We start from the raw sequence: 17,127 nt of genomic DNA, 5'->3' as shown, positions 1-17,127 counted from the left end.
CCCGCTGCGTGAGGGCAAGAAAAAAGCAGCTCCGGAGAGCTGCTTGCTGTGTGGGCGATACTGGGATCGAACCAGTGACCTCTTCCGTGTCAGGGAAGCGCGCTACCGCTGCGCCAATCGCCCGGAACCGGAAAACCGGTAAATCCTGGGTTCGAATCCGAAAGGATTCCAGAGAGCGGACGACGAGATTCGAACTCGCGACATCCACCTTGGCAAGGTGGTGCTCTACCAGCTGAGCTACGTCCGCGCATGAAGTACGTCCCGGCAGGCCGGGCGTTCAACAACGAGCAAGTTTCCTTGCTCTGGTGGGCGATACTGGGATCGAACCAGTGACCTCTTCCGTGTCAGGGAAGCGCGCTACCGCTGCGCCAATCGCCCATTGAATCCGGTTAGACCGGAAACCATGGTTTTCACCGAGGTGGGTACGGGATTCGAACCCGTGTATACGGCTTTGCAGGCCGCTGCCTCGCCTCTCGGCCAACCCACCGTGTAAGCATCGATTCTTAAGAATCATTGCCGTGACAGTGTCCTGCGAGCGGACGACGAGATTCGAACTCGCGACATCCACCTTGGCAAGGTGGTGCTCTACCAGCTGAGCTACGTCCGCATTTCGGAGCTTCGATTCCTTGCCTTGAGCGGCATTTCCTCGCGTTCCAACGAGTAAAAACTCTATAGGAGGTTCAGGGAATCTCCAAATCGACCTCCTCGACGCTGGCGCAGACCCCCGTACTTCCTTGAATTCTAGGCGAATTCTTGAATTACAGAGGTGTAATTCGAGCGTCTCTGTTGGGTCGCTGTACGCCGCCGCCCACCCGATTTCCGTAAACCCCGCATCGTGGGCTAGCATTCAAATGCATCGGGGCGATTGGCGCAGTGGTAGCGCGCTTCGTTCACACCGAAGAGGTCACTGGTTCGAACCCAGTATCGCCCACCGATGAATGGTCCGTTCCGCCCAGGGAAATCAATCTGGGCGGGACGGACTTTTCTGTTTCCCGACTTAACTGTCAGCCCCCTGTGAAAGAGTCTCGCCATGACTGATCCACTTCTCGCCCACGCCACGGAATACGGCCGGATGTACGCGCGCTCCACCACGGAAGCGTTCTCGGTGCCCTCCATCACCACAGTCATCGGCCAGCAGCCCCATGGGCTGGACGGCTGGTTTGGCTACATGGGCGCCAGCAGCCTCGCCAAGGATCCCTCCCTTCCCGAGATCCTGGGCAGTCCGGCCAAGGTCCGGCAGGCGGTGAACCGCGCGGCCAAGGCCGCAGAAACGTACCGTGACGACGCAGCCCGGCGCGGCGACCGGGTGCACAACTACTGCGAACAGGTGGCGCTCCGTGCCTTGGGCAAGCCCCACCGGATGCAGGAAACCCGCGAGGCACTGGCGTCCAATGGCGAAGAAGCCTTCGCTGCCCGCTTTGATGAGTGGTGGGAGCTGTTCCGCGTGGAGCCCGTGGCGCCGGAGATCACGGTTTGGAACGCGACGGTTGGGTACGCCGGAACGCTGGACCTCGTGGCCAAGATCAACGGACGGACCTGCCTCATTGACTACAAGACCAAGGGGACCACGCGGGACGGCCAGGTCAAGCCGCTGGATGACAAGGTGGTCATGCAGCTCGTCGCCGGAATGAAGGCGGAGGAAAGCCTGGTGGACGCAGAGGCGGGGGAGTGGGAACCCTGGCGGCACGGTGAGGCTCCGGTACTGCTGGCAGTCGCCATCGGTGAGACGGAGGTGCGCCCCGTCCGGGCGAATCCCGAGGTGCTGCGGCACCACTGGTGGAAGTTCTGCGCGCTTCGGCGCGTCTGGGAAATGTCCGCCGACACCCTCAGCGCCGGGCCTGCACTGCTGCCGGTGGCGCCGCCGGTGTTTGCCTGACCGGTGTTTACCTGATCCATGCTGGCATGAGCACGGAGTTCACCACGGGCGCATGTCAGCACGCCTAGCACTGTTCATCCACGTCAGCAGCCGTAACCACCAGGGGCGCCGGCGGGGCGGCAGCAACTAAACTGGTCTGGATCCGTTACCGTCCACCGTGAGGAAATGACTGCAGATGGCAATTCTGAATATCCGTATCATCGGCGATCCCGTGCTCCGCACGGTCGCCGACCCTGTCACGGAATTCGGGCCCGAGCTGGCAAGGCTCGTTGCCGATATGACCGAAACCATGGAGGACGTGGAAGGTGCAGGCCTCGCCGCGCCGCAGATCGGCGTCAGCCTCAGGGTTTTCACTTACCGGATCGGCGGGCTCGAAGGTCATGTCATCAACCCCGTGCTGGAAAACAGCGAGGACTTCCAACCCGACGAAGTGGAAGGCTGCCTCTCCATTCCCGGGTTGGGCTTCCCCGTCCGCCGCCACCGTGCCACCCGGGTCACCGGCGTGGACCTGCACGGGAACCCCGTCGCGGTCGATGCGGAAGGGATGCTCGCCCGCTGTTTCCAGCACGAAACCGACCATCTTGACGGCATACTTTTTACGGACCGCCTCGAAGGCGAGGACCGCAAGGCTGCGCTCCGCTCCATCCGCAACGCCAACTACGACTCCATCACCGAACGGACGACGGCGAAGCGCGCCAAAACGGTCGGCTCCAGTTTCGGGGGCGGCAGCTTCGGAGCCGGAACGTCCGGTGCCGGCAGCTCCGGCGCCGCCGGATGAAGGTCCTCTTCGCGGGAACACCGGCAGTAGCCGTCCCGTCGCTGAATGCGCTGGTAGACGCCGGGTTCGACGTCGTTGCGGTGCTGACACGGCCGGATGCGCCGATAGGCCGCAAACGCGTGCTCACGCCGTCACCCGTCGCAGCGCGCGCCGCAGAGTTGGGCATTGAAATCATTCACGCTGCCAAGGTTGATGCCGAGGTCACCGCCAGGATTGCTGCCGTCCGCCCTGATGTGGCGGCCATCGTCGCTTACGGCGGCCTGGTGCCGCGAGCCGCACTGGATATTCCGCGCCACGGCTGGATCAACCTCCACTTCTCCCTGCTGCCGGCCTGGCGCGGCGCTGCGCCCGTGCAGCGCTCTGTCATCGCCGGGGACGACGTCACCGGGGCCGTCACCTTCCTTCTGGAGGAGGGGCTGGACACCGGCCCCGTGTTCGGGACGCTCACCGAAGCGGTCCGTCCGGATGACACCGCGGGAGCACTGCTGGACAGGCTGTCCCACAGCGGCGCCGTGTTGCTGACCCAGACGCTCTCCGCGGTGGATGCCGGGAAGGCCGTGGCCCTCCCGCAGCAGGGCCAGGTTTCGCTGGCTCCCAAGCTTGGACTCGATGACGGCCGGCTGCACTGGCAGCAGCCTGCCCTTGCCGTCGGGAGGCGGGCGCGCGGGGTCACCCCGGAGCCCGGCGCCTGGACCACCCTGGACGGCCAGCGGCTGAAACTCGAACCCGTGCTGCTGCGCCCCGAGGCTCCGGCGCTGGCGCCCGGGGCACTGGCGCTCAACGGGAAGAGCGTGCTGGTGGGAACCGGCTCGCACCCGGTCGAGCTGACCCGGGTCCAGCCTGCGGGCAAGAAAATGATGACCGCCGCTGACTGGGCGCGCGGACAGGCTTCACTTGAAAGCGTGGTGTTCGAATGAGCGAGTCCGGGACAAGCGGCAGCGGCCGTGGAAAAGGCCCCCAGCGTGCAGGACAGGGCGGCCAGGGCGGCGTCCAGCGGGGCCGGGACGGCAGTCTCCGGAACGCCCAGGGCAGGGAACGGAACCGCGGCCCGCAACGCAATTACACCGAGAACGCACCGTCCCAGCGCACCCGGCGCGCTGATCCGGCCCGGCTGGTGGCCTTTGAAGTGCTGCGCGCGGTTGCCTCCGAGGACGCCTACGCCAACCTCGTGCTGCCGTCGAGGATCCGGCACCACGGGCTGGACAAGCGCGACGCCGGCTTCGCCACCGAACTGAGCTACGGCGCGCTGCGTGGCCAGGGCACCTACGACGCCGTTCTGGCACGCTGCGTGGACCGGCCCCTGGACCAGCTGGACCCGGCTGTCCTGGATGCCCTGCGCATCGGCACGCACCAGTTGCTGGCCATGCGCGTTCCCGCCCATGCGGCGCTGGACCAGACGGTGGGGCTGGCCCGCGCAGTGATCGGCGCCGGTCCGTCCACCCTGATCAATGCCGTGCTGCGCAAGGTCTCAGCCCGGACTTTGGAGGAATGGCTGGAAGTCCTGCTCAGCGACGAGCAGGACGCCACCAAGGTAGCCTCTGTCCGCTACGCCCACCCGGAATGGATCGTGCGTGCGTTCAGGCAGTCTCTCGTGGCGCATGGCCGACCGGTCACCGAAATCAACGACCTCCTTGAGGCGGACAATGCTGCCCCTGTGGTCAATCTGGTAGCGCTGCCCGGACTGGGCAGCCTGGACGAGGCCCTCGAAAACGGCGCTGCACCGGGCGAACTCGTCGAAGGCTCCGCGCTTTCCAGCGGCGGGGACCTCGGCCGGCTCTCCTCGGTACGGGAAGGAACCACACGCGTCCAGGACGTCGGCTCGCAGCTGGTCGCCCGCGCACTGGCTGCCGTGGACCTTGGCGGTACTGACCTTGGCAGCCCTGCCGCGATCAGCGTGGCGGGGGAGGGCGAAGCCTGGCTGGACCTGTGCGCCGGCCCCGGCGGCAAGGCTGCACTGCTCGGCGCCCTGGCCAACGAGCGTGGCGCCACCCTCCTGGCCAACGAACCCGCACCCCACCGCGCCAAACTGGTCCGGCAGGCGCTGGCCGCCGTCCCCAACGACATCTGGCACGTCCGGACCGGCGACGGCAGGGAAGTAGGCAGCGAGCAGCCGGAACGCTTTGACCGGGTGCTCGTGGACGTACCCTGCACCGGGCTCGGTGCCCTGCGCCGCAGGCCTGAGTCCCGGTGGCGGCGCACGCCCAAGGACCTGGTCGATCTCGGCCCCCTGCAGCGGGAACTGCTCAAATCGGCACTGGACGCCGTAAAGCCCGGCGGGGTGGTGGCCTATGTGACGTGCTCGCCGCACCCGGCCGAGACCACGGCGGTGGTCAGCGATGCACTCCGCAAGCGCGACGACCTCGAACTGCTGGACGCCGGAAACGCGCTCGATGCCGTGAGCCTGACCGGACATCTTGACGCGGGCCACGAACTCACGGCCCAGCTCTGGCCGCACATTCACCGCACAGATGCCATGTTCCTGGCCCTGATCCACAAGAAGCGCTGATCCACAACAAGCCCTGATTTGCCACCCGCGAAAGGACCCGCATGCCGCAGTGCTGCATCAACCCCAGCATCCTCTCCGCCGACTTCGTCAACCTTGAAGCCGAGTTGAAGAGAATCAGCAACGCTGATTCGGTGCACGTGGACGTGATGGACAACCACTTTGTCCCCAATCTGACCATCGGGCTGCCGGTGGTGCAGCGGATTCAGGCGGTCAGCCCGGTTCCCCTGGACGCGCACCTGATGATTTCGGACGCCGACCGCTGGGCGCCGGAATACGCGGATGCCGGCATCGCCTCCGTGACGTTCCATGCGGAGGCGTCCATCGCCCCGGTTAAGCTGGCGCGGGAGTTGCGCGCCCGCGGATCGAGAGCAGGCTTGGCACTGCGGCCGGCCACCGCGGTGGAACCCTACCTGGAGATGCTCCCGGAACTGGACATGCTGCTGATCATGACAGTGGAACCTGGATTCGGCGGCCAGGCTTTCCTGGACCTCACGCTTCCCAAGATCCGCCGCGCCCGCGCCGCCATCGAAGGCTCCGGCGTGAACGTTGCGCTCCAGGTTGACGGCGGCATCACCGAGGAGACGATCCTCCGTGCCGCTGAGGCCGGAGCGAACGTTTTCGTCGCGGGCTCGGCCGTCTACGGCGCCGCTGATCCGGCCGGGGCCATCGACCGCCTGCGAAAGGCCGGCTCGCTCTAGCTCGACGGTGTTCGACGGCTTTGGCCGGCGGGCCCGGACGGCAACGCGGTTCGGCGTGCGTCCACCGGGCGCTGCCGACGTTACGGATTCCGTGACGGTCCATGGCAGGGAATACCCGGAGCATGCTCCGGGTTGTGTCAGAATAGCAACACACAATACGTGCTCCGGGGTCGGTGTAAGTCCGAACCGGCGGTGACAGTCCGCGACCCGCGAGCCGGTTTTTCCTCGGAAAGCCCGGCGGACGGTTGAACTGGTGAAATTCCGGTACCGACAGTTAAAGTCTGGATGAGAGAAGCACGTACGGCTGTATCTGTGGCGTCTACTGACGCCGCAGCATTGCACTGTCGTATACCCCCGGAGCCATCGCGGTTCGAGAGGGAAGGAACGACACAGACGCATGGACATTCGTACCGTGTGGCCGGATCCGGCGGTTTCCACGTGAGCGGCCAGCCGATCCACGCTTTCAGCGCCGCCGAAACCGCCGCCATGGACATCGCCCTGGAAGCTGCCCTGCAGGGGCCGCGGGGCGCCAACCCCCTGGTGGGTGCCGTCGTCGTCGGCCCTGACGGCCGTCACCTGGTGACCGGCTACCACCGCGGGGCCGGAACGGCGCACGCCGAGGCCGACGCCATAGCGGCAGCGGTCAGCACAGGAGTGGATCTCAGCGGATCCACCATGGTGGTCACCCTGGAACCCTGCAACCATGTGGGACGCACGGGACCCTGCGCGCAGGCGATCATTGATGCCGGAATAGCGAATGTCGTGTACGCCGTCGACGACCCCCACGATCCAGCGGCCGGTGGGGCAGCCACCCTGCGCTCCGCAGGGGTCGGCGTGCGGAGCGGACTGGCAGCGGACCGCGCGCTGGAGCTGAACCGGCGCTGGTTCCAGGCTGTCGAGGCCAAGCGCCCCTTCGTGACACTGCACATCGCCCAGACGCTGGACAGCCGGATCGCTGCTGAAGACGGCACTAGCCAGTGGATCTCCAGCCCGGAGTCTCTGGCGGACAACCACGCCATCCGGCGCCGGATCGACGCCATCCTCGTCGGCACCCAGACAGTCCTCGTGGACAACCCGCGGCTCACGGCGAGGGATGCCAACGGCGATGCCTCCGGCGAACAGCCCCTGCGGGCCGTGATGGGTCTTCGCGACGTTCCCGACGACGCCGCCGTGCGCGGCGACGACGGCAAAATCCTCCATTTGCCCACCCGTGAGCCCGGCGAGGCACTGTCCCTGCTGTTTGCGGCAGGCGCGCGTCACGTCATGGTGGAGGGCGGATCCAAGATCCTGAGCGCCTTCCTGACGGATGGCCTGGTGGACGAACTGATCGTGTACCTGGCGCCCACGCTGCTCGGATCGGGAATCGCTGCGCTCAGCGGCCTCGGAATCGGCACCCTTGCCGATGCCCAGCGCTGGGAATGGGATGCAGCCTCCGGCGGAGCAGTCCAGAAGCTGGGCAGGGACCTTCGGCTGCACCTGCGTCCGGAAGGTCCGGCAGGACCGCATGCCACCCAAAGCCCTGCGCCGGCAGCGGCGCACTCCACGTCAACCAATTCACTACCTGCCCGCACAGCAGCGGGCACAGCCATGGGAGGCTACTGATGTTCACCGGAATTATTGCCGAGCAGGGGAAGGTCCTGTCCGTGGACCGTAATGGGGATGTGAGCGCAACGTTGCGCCTGCACGCCCCCGGCACCGCCGACGGTTTGCCGCTGGGCGGTTCGATCGCCGTCAACGGGGTCTGCCTCACCGCGACCGAGATTGACGGCAAGGACTTCAGCGTCGACGTCATGGGGGAGACCCTCATCCGCAGCACCATCGGCGAACTCACCGCGGGCGACGCCGTCAACCTTGAACGCTGCGTGCCGGCAGGCGGCCGCCTTGACGGCCATGTGGTCCAGGGCCATGTGGACGGGGTCGGCGAACTCCTCGAACGCGAGGCCCAAGGGAACTGGGAACGGCTCCGGTTCGGAGTGCCGCTGCGGCTGGCGCGCTACATCGCGGAGAAGGGATCCATCGCCATCGACGGCGTCTCCCTCACGGTCACGGCTGTCAGCCCGGCCCAGGAAACCGCTCCCTGGTTCGAGGTGGGCCTTATCCCGACCACCCTGGCCGACACCGGACTGGGCGCCAAGCCGGCCGGCGGAAAAGTGAACCTCGAAGTGGACGTACTGGCAAAGTACACCGAACGGCTGCTGGCGTTCAGCGGCACGGCAACGGTTACGGAGGACCAGAAGTGAGCGCGGCAAAACTCGATTCGGCTGCCACCGGCACACTGACGCTTGATCCGATCGGGGACGCTGTCCGGGCAATGGCGGCCGGCCGGCCCGTGCTGGTGGTTGACAACGAGGACCGCGAAAACGAAGGCGACATCATCTTCGCGGCCCAGCACGCCACCCCGGCCCTGATGGGCTGGACCATCCGTTACAGCTCGGGCGTCATCTGTGTTCCGCTCGCGGGTCCCCGCGCGGATGCCCTGGACCTGCCGCCCATGGTGGAGGTCAACCAGGATGCGAAGGGCACCGCATACACGGTCTCCTGTGATGCCGCCGCCGGCGTCAGCACGGGCATCTCTGCCACGGACCGGGCGCTGACCGCCAGGGTCCTCGCGGACCCCGGCAGCCAACCGGAGTCGCTGACACGCCCCGGGCATATTTTCCCGCTGCGGGCCGTTAAGGGGGGAGTGCGTGAACGCCCCGGCCACACCGAAGCGGCCGTGGACTTGTGCCGGCTCGCCGGACTGGAGCCTGTGGGCGTGATCGCAGAAGTTGTGTACGACGACGGTGAAATGATGCGGCTGGATGGCCTGCGGGTTTTCGCCGCGGAACACGGTTGCCCCTTGATTTCGATCGAGGACCTCGTGGCATACCTTGAGGTAAACGACCGTGTATCTTCACAGGGGAGCAGTCCGGAAGCCAGTCCGGCCGGAGAAGGGGAAAGACGATGACCGCAACTCAAGCAGCGGAGACCAGTAGCAACGGCCGGGTGCCGCATCCGGTAAGCGGCGGTCCTGTGGTGCAGCTGCCCGGGGCGTTCGGGAACCTCGTGACGCAGGCCTGGACCGATCTGATCACTGGCGCGGAGCACCTCGCTGTGAGCTCTCCCAACCCTCCCAGGGACGGCAAGGCTCCCCTCGTCCGGCTGCACTCCGAATGCCTCACCGGCGACGTCTTCGGGTCCTACCGCTGCGACTGCGGCGAGCAGCTCGCCTATGCCCTGGAAATGATCGAGGCAAACGGCGGTACGCTCCTGTACCTGCGCGGCCAGGAGGGCCGCGGCATCGGACTGGCCAACAAGATCAAGGCTTACGCCCTGCAGGAGGCCGGCTTCGATACGGTCGAGGCCAATGAGCAGCTCGGGCTGCCCGTGGACGCCAGGTGCTACAACGCCGCAGCGCAGATCCTGGCCGAGATGGGACTCCACGAGATCAGGCTGCTGAGCAACAACCCGGACAAGCAGAACCGACTGGCCAAGGCCGGCGTCAAGGTGGTGGAGATGGTTCCCACCGAGGTGCCCTCACGGGAACAGAACATCCGCTACCTTCAGACCAAGAAGGACCGGATGGACCACATGCTCACCCTGGATGGGCAGGCCGCGACTGTACCTGGCAACGGCTCAGGCACTTTTGACCACGAACAAGACTGAAGGATCAACACCACCCATGAGCGGACACGGCGCACCACAGATCGACCTCACCACCCTCAACCCGGCGGAAACCTCGCAGCTGAAGCTGGCCATCGTGGCCGCCAGCTGGCACACCCAGATCATGGACGGACTCTTGGACGGCGCGCTCCGCGCAGCCAAGGACGCGGGCATCAGCGAACCCACCGTTCTCCGGGTGCCCGGCAGCTTTGAGCTTCCCGTAGCCGCAGCGCGGCTGGCACCGCATTTTGACGCCGTCGTTGCCCTCGGCGTCGTCATCCGCGGCGGAACGCCCCACTTCGACTACGTCTGCCAGGCGGCGACGTCAGGGCTCACCGACGTCAGCGTCACCACCGGCGTTCCGGTCGGGTTCGGCGTGCTGACCTGCGACACCGAGGAGCAGGGCCTGGACCGGGCGGGACTGCCGGACTCCTCGGAGGACAAGGGCCACGAGGCCGTCACAGCTGCGCTGACCACCGCGCTGCTGCTCAAGCAGTACTGAGTAACCGCAAGGCCAGTCGAGACAGCGGGGATGGGGCGGACGCACCCAGCGTGTGTATTCGCTCACATCCCCGCCGTCATGCAACGGCCCGACAGGCGGGGTCCGGCCCGGAGCAAGTAGTCTGGAGGGCGTGAAGAATTTCGAGACGCTGTTCGCAGAACTGAGTGAGAAGGCAGCCACCCGTCCGGAGGGCTCCCGCACCGTCGCCGAATTGGAGTCCGGAGTCCACGGCATTGGCAAGAAAGTCGTGGAGGAAGCCGCCGAAGTCTGGATGGCGGCAGAGTACGAGTCCGACGACGCCGCGGCCGAAGAGATCTCGCAGCTCCTGTACCACCTGCAGGTCCTGATGCTGGCCAAGGGCCTGAGCCTGGAAGACGTTTACAAGCATCTGTAGCCGCGTCCGCGTGGCCCGCTTGCCTGAACTGAAAACTTCCAACCCCAGAAAGACCTACCATGCTGCGAGTAGCTGTACCCAATAAGGGATCCCTGTCCGAAGCCGCGTCTGCGATGCTCTCCGAGGCGGGCTACCGCCAGCGCCGCGATACCCGCGAGCTGGTCATGGTGGACCCTGACAACGAGATCGAATTCTTCTTCCTCCGCCCCCGGGACATCGCCGTGTACGTGGGCCAGGGAACGCTTGACGTCGGCATCACCGGCCGCGACCTCCTTCTGGACGCACAGGTGGAGGCAGAGGAACTGCTTCCGCTGGGATTCGCGGCGTCCACCTTCCGCTTCGCCGGTCCGGTAGGCGATTTCTCCGACGTGTCCGAACTCGAAGGCAAGCGGCTGGCCACTAGCTACGACGGCCTGCTGCGCGACTACCTGGCAGACCGCGGCATCAAGGCCAAAGTCGTCCGCCTCGACGGTGCCGTGGAATCCTCTGTCCGCCTCGGCGTGGCGGACGCGATCGCCGACGTCGTCGAAACCGGCAACACGCTCAAGGCCGCCGGCATGGAGATCTTCGGGGATCCCATTCTCAAGTCCGAAGCCGTCCTGATCCGCCGCACCGGGCAGGGAGGCGCCGCGAACGGCACCTCGAAAGAGATCGAGGTCCTGATCCGCCGCCTCCAGGGCGTCCTGGTGGCGCGCCAGTACGTGCTCATGGATTACGACATCCGCAAGGACCTCGTAGAGGAAGCCGCCGCGCTCACCCCCGGCCTTGAGTCGCCCACGGTCTCGCCGTTGCGTGATTCCGAGTGGGTTGCCGTCCGCTCCATGGTCCCCAAGAAGGAAACCAACCGGATCATGGACGAGCTGTACGACCTCGGCGCCCGCGCCATCCTGGTCAGCAGCATCCACGCCTGCCGCATCTGAGCCGCCTCCGCAAACGCGGGCCCTTCATTAACAGCATTCTGCAGGACAACAGGAGAAGTCATGGCTGTAGCCGTACGCGTCATTCCGTGCCTGGACGTTGATGCCGGCCGTGTGGTCAAGGGCATCAACTTCGAAGGACTCCGCGACGCCGGAGACCCCGTCGAACTGGCCCACCGCTACGACAACGCCGGCGCGGACGAGCTCACCTTCCTGGACGTGACGGCGTCGTCGGGCAACCGGGAAACGACGTTCGACGTCGTCCGGCGCACCGCAGAGGAAGTGTTCATCCCGCTCACCGTGGGCGGTGGCGTCCGCGGGGTTGCCGAAGTGGACAAGCTGCTCCGCTTCGGTGCGGACAAGGCGTCCATCAACACCGCTGCCGTGGCACGCCCCGACGTCATCGACGAAATCACCAAGCACTTTGGCTCCCAGGTGCTGGTGCTGTCCGTGGACGCACGGCGCACCCGCCCCGGATCCGAGCCCACGGCGTCGGGCTTTGAAGTCACCACCCACGGCGGCCGCCAAGGCACCGGAATCGACGCCGTCGCCTGGGCGACGGAAGCTGCCGACCGGGGAGTCGGGGAAATCCTGCTCAACTCGATCGACGCCGACGGCACGAAGGACGGCTTCGACCTCGAGCTGATCCGGCTCGTCAGGGCCGCCGTCAGGGTCCCCATCATCGCCTCCGGCGGTGCCGGCGAACCCGCGCACTTCCCGCCCGCCGTCGAGGCCGGTGCGGACGCCGTGCTGGCCGCCTCGATCTTCCACTGGGGCCCGGACGACATGATGTCGCAGGTCAAGGCGGCCATCCGCGAAGCCGGTTTCGAAGTCCGCTAGGAAAGCCGGCAGACCAGCTGGTTGAGCCTGTCGAAACCAGACTTTTGACACCTGATTTCGGCAGGCTTAATCAGCGGTGGTTCGACAGGCTAACTCGGTGACACTTACAGCCCGACTTCGGCTGACTGAAGAAGCGCGACGGCGTCCGGCTGGCCCTCGAAGGTCACCAGAGCATGGCGGGTGCGGCCGTGGGCGTGCATCAGCAGTTCGCCGGGCTCGCCGACGATGGCTACGGAGACCGGCGCGCGTTTCGCGACATGCCGGGGGCCGGAGGGCCGGACGAGAACGATGCCGAGGTCCACGCCGCGGTAAAGGATGGCAGCCCGCTTGATGAGTTCATCCCACAGGGCCTCTGAATACTCCTCGTCGAGGGCACGCGGTGCCCAGCGGTCCACGGCACGCCGAATGTCCTCCGTGTGGACGAAGTATTCGATCAGGTTGGAGCTTTCGTCCAGCGCCTTGATCTTCATCGGCGACAAAGCAGGCGGTCCGGCGCGGAACGAGTTCACCAGTTTGCTGTAATCGTCGGCCGTCTTGAGCTTCGAAGCCAGCTTGGCCGTGGCTTTGTCGGAAGCCCTGGACAGGCCCTTGATGATCAGGCCGAGGCCCACAGCGGCCTTCCGCTCGCGCAGATACAGGTGTGCTGCCAGGTCCCTGGTCTTCCAGCCACGGCAAAGCGTGGGGGACTCAGGGCCGGCCGCCAGCAGGGTTTCGGCCAGGACTTCTCGGGACGGGTCGACGAAATGCATCACTTGTGAAACTAGCACGTCGCCGGGGCAGTTGCGCAGCGAATCGATTCGCCAATTTGTGCTGTTCTTCACACTGATCGGGGCCATGTGGTGAGGCACTAGACTTGACCTGATGTCTGAGCAGCCCGCCCCCAGCCCCACACCCGGTTCAGCCCCTGCCGCCGCCGTCGGCACTGCTGCCGGCGACCGCCCGTCCGCAAGCCCGCTTCCCGCCGAAATCGCCGCTGCCCTGAAGCGGGACGGCGCCGGACTGGTGGCCGCGATCGTGCAGCAGCACGACACCGACGAGGTGCTCATGCTCGGCTGGATGGACGACGAAGCCCTGAGCCGCACGATGACCACCGGCCGGGTGACCTTCTACTCCCGGTCCCGCCAGGAGTACTGGCGCAAGGGAGACACCTCGGGCCACGTGCAGTGGGTCAAATCGGTGGCCCTCGACTGCGACGGCGATGCCCTCCTCGTGCGCGTCGATCAGGTCGGCGCAGCCTGCCACACCGGAACACGCACGTGCTTCGACGGCCGCGGCCTCGACGTCGTGACCGGAACGGCCGAATAGCCCGCGTTGCACTCACCAGGTCCATCGAATCAGGCACAACTCAAGAACAGACGGAGAACCAATAGCCATGCAGGACCTTGGAATCATCAGCCCGGGCCTGGAAGAATTCCGGGAACTTGCCGGCCACAGCCGTGTCATCCCTGTCCGGCTCAAGGTGCTGGCCGACGCCGAAACGCCCATCGGCCTCTACCGGAAACTGGCACAGGGCCAGCCGGGCACCTTCCTGATGGAATCGGCGGCCGTCGGCGGCGCCTGGTCCAGGTACTCCTTCATCGGCGCACGGTCCCGCGCCACACTGACCACCAAGGACGGGCAGGCACACTGGCTTGGCCAACCGCCCACCGGTGTTCCCGTTGACGGCAACCCGGTCGACGCCATCCGGGACACGATCGATGCCCTGCGCACCGACCGGTTCGACGGACTGCCTCCGTTCACCTCGGGGCTTGTGGGCTTCCTCGGCTGGGAGACCGTCCGGCACTGGGAAAGGCTGACCAGCCCTCCCGAAGACGATCTTCAGCTGCCCGAAATGGCGCTGAACCTCGTCACGGACATGGCCGTCCACGACAACATGGACGGCACGGTGCTGCTGATCGCGAACGCGATCAACTTCGACAACAGCCCCGACCGCGTAGACGAAGCCTGGCAGGATGCCGTCACTCGCGTGAAGGAACTGCTGGCCCGCGTCAGTACTCCCGTGACCCAGCCCGTGTCAGTGCTGGAGCCCGCGGCCCTCGACTTCGCGTCCAGTGTCCAGGAACGGTGGGACGAGCCTGCCTACCTCGCTGCCCTGGACCGCGGGAAGGAGGCGATCGTTGACGGGGAAGTCTTCCAGGTGGTCATCTCCCGCCGCTTCGAGATGGAGTGCGGCGCATCCCCGCTTGACGTCTACCGGGTGCTCCGCAACACGAACCCGAGCCCCTACATGTACATCTTCAGCCTCGAGGACGCGGACGGCCGGGAGTACTCGATCGTCGGTTCGTCGCCCGAGGCGTTGGTGACGGTCACCGGCGACGACGTCATAACGCACCCCATTGCCGGGTCCCGCCCGCGCGGCAAGACCGTGGAAACGGACAAGGCCCTCGCCGAAGAACTCCTGGCGGACGAAAAGGAACGGGCGGAACACCTGATGCTGGTGGACCTCTCCAGAAACGACCTCTCCAAGGTTTGCGTGGCGGGGTCCGTGGACGTGACGCAGTTCATGGAGGTGGAACGCTTCAGCCACATCATGCACCTCGTCTCCACGGTCGTGGGACGGCTCGCCCCCACCGCGAAGGCGTACGACGTCCTGAAGGCAACCTTCCCGGCCGGAACACTGTCCGGCGCCCCGAAACCCCGCGCCCTGCGCCTGCTCGATGAGCTTGAGCCGCACCGGCGCGGAATCTACGGCGGCGTGGTGGGATACCTCGACTTCGCCGGGGACATGGACATGGCCATTGCCATCCGCTCGGCGCTGCTGCGCGAAGGGCGGGCCTATGTCCAGGCCGGCGGCGGCATCGTGGCGGACTCAGTCAATCCCACCGAGGCGCTGGAAACTGTCAACAAGGCGGCCGCTCCGCTCCGTGCAGTCCACACGGCGGGCTCGCTGCACAACATCGCGCCGGACTCTGTCTCCGCGGCTGACGCCACCGGCCGGAAGGCCGGGAAGGAAACCGGCCGGAAGGCGGGGAAGGAAACCGGCCGGACGGCCGGGACGGAAACCGGCCCGAAAGCCGGCGCAGAAGCCGGAACAGAGTCCTGATGGCGGTTCCGGCAGAGTCCGCCGCCAAGACCAAAGCCCGCAGCAGCACTCCGGCATGGGCGCGGAAATCCACCGTGGTCCTGCTCATTGCCGTACTGGCGCTGGCGGTCTTCGGCACCACCACCCAGACCTGGCTGACTGTCCATCTTGACCCGCAGCAACTGGGACAGGGCGCCGCGGAACAGAACGGACTCCAGGTCCAGGGGAGCAAGGCAGCCACCACGGTGACCGCGCTTGCCCTCGTCGCGCTGGCCGGCGGCCTCGCCGCGTCCATCGCCGGCAGGATCGCCCGCTGGATCATTACGGCCATCATCGTGCTGGCGGCCGTCGGGATCGTCACCGCTGCGGCGACCGTACTCGCGGACCCGCTGGCGGCCGCACAGGGTTCCATCGCCGCTGCCACCGGCATCAGCGGGAGCAGCGCGGAGGTGGGCGTCACGGCGTTTCCCGTCCTCGCCGTCGTCGCCGGTTCCCTTCTCGCGCTTGGCGGGCTCCTGGTTGTCCCGGCGGGACGGCGCTGGAAGGTGCGGACCAAGTACGACACCGCCGCACCAGGCAGCCGTGGCGCCCAGACCGGCCCTGTCGACGAGATCGACAGCTGGGACCGGCTCTCGCGCGGCGACGATCCCACCTGAGCCGGATGGTCACGGAGCCACGCGGCGTGCCTGCCGATGACTAAGGCCGCGCCAAAAAATGGCAGAATGTAAGCAGTATTGATCCTGAGGAGATTCACATGAGCAAAGCCACTGTTTCCGGTACTAAGCCCGCGGCGCCCGGAAAGACGCACCACGGCATCGACCACAGCATTGACCTGGGCCACGGCAACAGCCCGGCCGCGTGGACCTGCGTGATCGTCATGCTGATCGGCGCCCTCATCGCCGCCATCGCGTTTGTCATCGCCAGCACCCCCATCTTCGTGGCAGGTGCCGCGGTCATGGTGCTCGGCCTGCTGGCCGGTTTCATCATGCGCAAGGCGGGCTACGGCGTGGGCGGCAGCAAGATCAAGGGCACCGGCCACTAACCGTGACGGTTCTCGACGACATCAATGCCGGTGTCAGGGAGGACATGGACGGCCGCAAGCGCCTCGTGTCCCTCGCGGAACTCAAGGACCGCGCCCTGGCAGCGGCTCCGGCGCGCGACGCATGGGCAGCCCTCGACGGGCCGTCGGCCACCCGCGATCAGCTCAAGGTCATTGCCGAGATCAAGCGCCGCAGCCCGTCAAAGGGCGACCTCGCGAACATCGTGGACCCGGCCTCGCTGGCGGCGCTTTATGCCGACGGCGGCGCCGCCGTGATCAGCGTGCTGACCGAACAGCGCCGCTTCAACGGCTCGCTGGCGGACCTGGATGCGGTCCGGGCCCGCGTGGACGTCCCGCTGCTCCGCAAGGATTTCACCCTGGACGAGTACCAGATCTGGGAGGCACGCGCCCACGGTGCGGACCTTGTCCTGCTGATCGTGGCCGCTTTGTCCGATCAGCAGCTGCGTGAATTTAGTGCGCTCAGCCGGGAACTTGGCATGAATGTCCTGGTGGAGACGCACACGCCGGAGGAGATCGAGCGGGCCGTGGATGCCGACGCCCGGATCATCGGTGTCAACGTGCGCAACCTCAAGACGCTCGACGTCGACCGGTCCCTTTTTGCCTCACTGGCCGGAAGCATTCCGGCCGGCGCGGTCGTGGTGGCGGAGTCCGGCGTGCGGGGAGCCGACGACGTCGCCCACTACGCGGCAAACGGCGCCAACGCCATCCTCGTGGGAGAGGCGCTCGTCAGTGACGCCACACCGCGCGAACGCATCGCGGAGTTCGCCGCAGCCGGGGCAGCAGCGATCGCTGCCCGCGTCTGAGCTTCGCCCTAACCGTGGCGCCATCCGGGAAACAGCCCGCAATAGGCTGCACACCGGATGCCGCCTGACATCAATTAGTCAAAAGTGAA

At 66.4% G+C, this 17,127-nt stretch carries 19 protein-coding genes, 6 tRNA genes and 1 riboswitch; of the genes, 19 read left to right on the top strand and 6 right to left on the bottom strand.

Annotated elements, in window-relative coordinates; genetic code table 11:
* Positions 1 to 51 precede the first annotated feature (51 nt).
* The 5 genes from AC1D14_RS04835 to AC1D14_RS04815 all read right to left on the bottom strand — a co-directional run bounded on the left by AC1D14_RS04835 (position 52) and on the right by AC1D14_RS04815 (position 607).
* Positions 52 to 123, bottom strand: a tRNA-Val gene (locus AC1D14_RS04835).
* A gap of 51 nt (positions 124 to 174) precedes the next feature.
* Positions 175 to 247: transfer RNA gene (locus AC1D14_RS04830), tRNA-Gly, on the bottom strand.
* Positions 248 to 303: 56 nt separating this feature from the next.
* Positions 304 to 378: transfer RNA gene (locus AC1D14_RS04825), tRNA-Val, on the bottom strand.
* Between the two features lie 38 nt (positions 379 to 416).
* Positions 417 to 487: transfer RNA gene (locus tag AC1D14_RS04820), tRNA-Cys, on the bottom strand.
* Positions 488 to 534: 47 nt separating this feature from the next.
* Positions 535 to 607 (bottom strand) — tRNA-Gly (locus AC1D14_RS04815).
* 252 nt (positions 608 to 859) lie between these two features.
* Here AC1D14_RS04815 and AC1D14_RS04810 point away from each other — a divergent pair.
* The 14 genes from AC1D14_RS04810 to hisF all read left to right on the top strand — a co-directional run bounded on the left by AC1D14_RS04810 (position 860) and on the right by hisF (position 12,153).
* Positions 860 to 931 (top strand) — tRNA-Val (locus AC1D14_RS04810).
* 99 nt (positions 932 to 1,030) lie between these two features.
* Positions 1,031 to 1,876 (top strand): cytochrome, encoded by an 846-nt coding sequence (locus AC1D14_RS04805; protein ID WP_230116666.1) that lies wholly within the window; start codon positions 1,031 to 1,033, stop codon positions 1,874 to 1,876.
* A gap of 175 nt (positions 1,877 to 2,051) precedes the next feature.
* On the top strand, positions 2,052 to 2,654 hold the full coding sequence (gene def, locus AC1D14_RS04800) for a peptide deformylase (RefSeq protein ID WP_476968137.1): 603 nt from the start codon (positions 2,052 to 2,054) through the stop codon (positions 2,652 to 2,654).
* On the top strand, positions 2,651 to 3,571 hold the full coding sequence (gene fmt, locus AC1D14_RS04795; protein ID WP_476876012.1) for a methionyl-tRNA formyltransferase: 921 nt from the start codon (positions 2,651 to 2,653) through the stop codon (positions 3,569 to 3,571). The genes def and fmt overlap by 4 nt, the downstream gene beginning before the upstream one ends.
* Positions 3,568 to 5,160, top strand: a complete 1,593-nt coding sequence (locus tag AC1D14_RS04790) for an RsmB/NOP family class I SAM-dependent RNA methyltransferase (protein WP_230116663.1) — start codon at positions 3,568 to 3,570, stop codon at positions 5,158 to 5,160. The genes fmt and AC1D14_RS04790 overlap by 4 nt, the downstream gene beginning before the upstream one ends.
* Positions 5,161 to 5,201: 41 nt before the next feature.
* A complete protein-coding gene (rpe, locus tag AC1D14_RS04785; protein ID WP_230116662.1) occupies positions 5,202 to 5,858 on the top strand; it encodes a ribulose-phosphate 3-epimerase in 657 nt (218 codons plus the stop codon).
* Positions 5,859 to 6,013: 155 nt separating this feature from the next.
* Positions 6,014 to 6,160: riboswitch (FMN riboswitch) on the top strand.
* 184 nt (positions 6,161 to 6,344) lie between these two features.
* Positions 6,345 to 7,460, top strand: coding sequence for a bifunctional diaminohydroxyphosphoribosylaminopyrimidine deaminase/5-amino-6-(5-phosphoribosylamino)uracil reductase RibD (gene ribD / locus AC1D14_RS04780; protein ID WP_230116783.1), 1,116 nt, complete (start codon positions 6,345 to 6,347; stop codon positions 7,458 to 7,460).
* The gene (locus tag AC1D14_RS04775) at positions 7,460 to 8,098 is read left to right on the top strand and encodes a riboflavin synthase (RefSeq protein ID WP_230116661.1); all 639 of its coding nucleotides are present in this window, start codon (positions 7,460 to 7,462) and stop codon (positions 8,096 to 8,098) included. Before ribD ends, AC1D14_RS04775 begins: the two co-directional genes overlap by 1 nt.
* Entirely contained in the window at positions 8,095 to 8,805 is a 711-nt protein-coding gene (ribB, locus tag AC1D14_RS04770; protein WP_230116660.1) for a 3,4-dihydroxy-2-butanone-4-phosphate synthase, read from the top strand. The genes AC1D14_RS04775 and ribB overlap by 4 nt, the downstream gene beginning before the upstream one ends.
* The gene (ribA, locus tag AC1D14_RS04765) at positions 8,802 to 9,503 is read left to right on the top strand and encodes a GTP cyclohydrolase II (RefSeq protein WP_230116659.1); all 702 of its coding nucleotides are present in this window, start codon (positions 8,802 to 8,804) and stop codon (positions 9,501 to 9,503) included. Before ribB ends, ribA begins: the two co-directional genes overlap by 4 nt.
* A 16-nt stretch (positions 9,504 to 9,519) precedes the next feature.
* Positions 9,520 to 10,002, top strand: coding sequence for a 6,7-dimethyl-8-ribityllumazine synthase (gene ribH / locus AC1D14_RS04760; protein WP_230116658.1), 483 nt, complete (start codon positions 9,520 to 9,522; stop codon positions 10,000 to 10,002).
* A gap of 130 nt (positions 10,003 to 10,132) precedes the next feature.
* A complete protein-coding gene (locus tag AC1D14_RS04755; protein WP_476876018.1) occupies positions 10,133 to 10,396 on the top strand; it encodes a phosphoribosyl-ATP diphosphatase in 264 nt (87 codons plus the stop codon).
* A 59-nt stretch (positions 10,397 to 10,455) separates the two neighbouring features.
* Positions 10,456 to 11,316 (top strand): ATP phosphoribosyltransferase, encoded by an 861-nt coding sequence (gene hisG / locus AC1D14_RS04750; RefSeq protein WP_230116656.1) that lies wholly within the window; start codon positions 10,456 to 10,458, stop codon positions 11,314 to 11,316.
* A gap of 60 nt (positions 11,317 to 11,376) precedes the next feature.
* The gene (gene hisF / locus AC1D14_RS04745; protein WP_230116655.1) at positions 11,377 to 12,153 is read left to right on the top strand and encodes an imidazole glycerol phosphate synthase subunit HisF; all 777 of its coding nucleotides are present in this window, start codon (positions 11,377 to 11,379) and stop codon (positions 12,151 to 12,153) included.
* A 104-nt stretch (positions 12,154 to 12,257) separates the two neighbouring features.
* Here hisF and AC1D14_RS04740 read toward each other — a convergent pair whose 3' ends face one another.
* Positions 12,258 to 12,902 (bottom strand): TIGR03085 family metal-binding protein, encoded by a 645-nt coding sequence (locus AC1D14_RS04740; RefSeq protein ID WP_230116654.1) that lies wholly within the window; start codon positions 12,900 to 12,902, stop codon positions 12,258 to 12,260.
* Positions 12,903 to 13,014: 112 nt separating this feature from the next.
* On the opposite strand from AC1D14_RS04740, the gene hisI reads away from it, so the two are divergent.
* The 5 genes from hisI (at position 13,015) to trpC (ending at position 17,038) form a co-directional block, all read left to right on the top strand.
* Positions 13,015 to 13,458, top strand: a complete 444-nt coding sequence (gene hisI, locus AC1D14_RS04735; protein WP_230116653.1) for a phosphoribosyl-AMP cyclohydrolase — start codon at positions 13,015 to 13,017, stop codon at positions 13,456 to 13,458.
* 67 nt (positions 13,459 to 13,525) lie between these two features.
* Positions 13,526 to 15,196 carry an anthranilate synthase component I gene (locus AC1D14_RS04730; RefSeq protein ID WP_476881097.1) on the top strand — a complete coding sequence of 557 codons (1,671 nt, stop codon included), beginning with the start codon at positions 13,526 to 13,528 and terminating at the stop codon, positions 15,194 to 15,196.
* Positions 15,196 to 15,831 (top strand): Trp biosynthesis-associated membrane protein, encoded by a 636-nt coding sequence (locus AC1D14_RS04725; protein ID WP_476968136.1) that lies wholly within the window; start codon positions 15,196 to 15,198, stop codon positions 15,829 to 15,831. The genes AC1D14_RS04730 and AC1D14_RS04725 overlap by 1 nt, the downstream gene beginning before the upstream one ends.
* A gap of 98 nt (positions 15,832 to 15,929) precedes the next feature.
* Positions 15,930 to 16,217, top strand: a complete 288-nt coding sequence (locus tag AC1D14_RS04720; RefSeq protein WP_230116650.1) for an HGxxPAAW family protein — start codon at positions 15,930 to 15,932, stop codon at positions 16,215 to 16,217.
* A 2-nt stretch (positions 16,218 to 16,219) separates the two neighbouring features.
* Positions 16,220 to 17,038, top strand: coding sequence for an indole-3-glycerol phosphate synthase TrpC (gene trpC, locus AC1D14_RS04715; RefSeq protein WP_230116649.1), 819 nt, complete (start codon positions 16,220 to 16,222; stop codon positions 17,036 to 17,038).
* Positions 17,039 to 17,127 lie beyond the last annotated feature (89 nt).

This window comes from Arthrobacter sp. P1_B11, assembly GCF_056406715.1.
The sequence above is the reverse complement of the archived record's forward strand: the minus strand, read 5'-3'. Positions and strand labels throughout refer to the sequence as shown.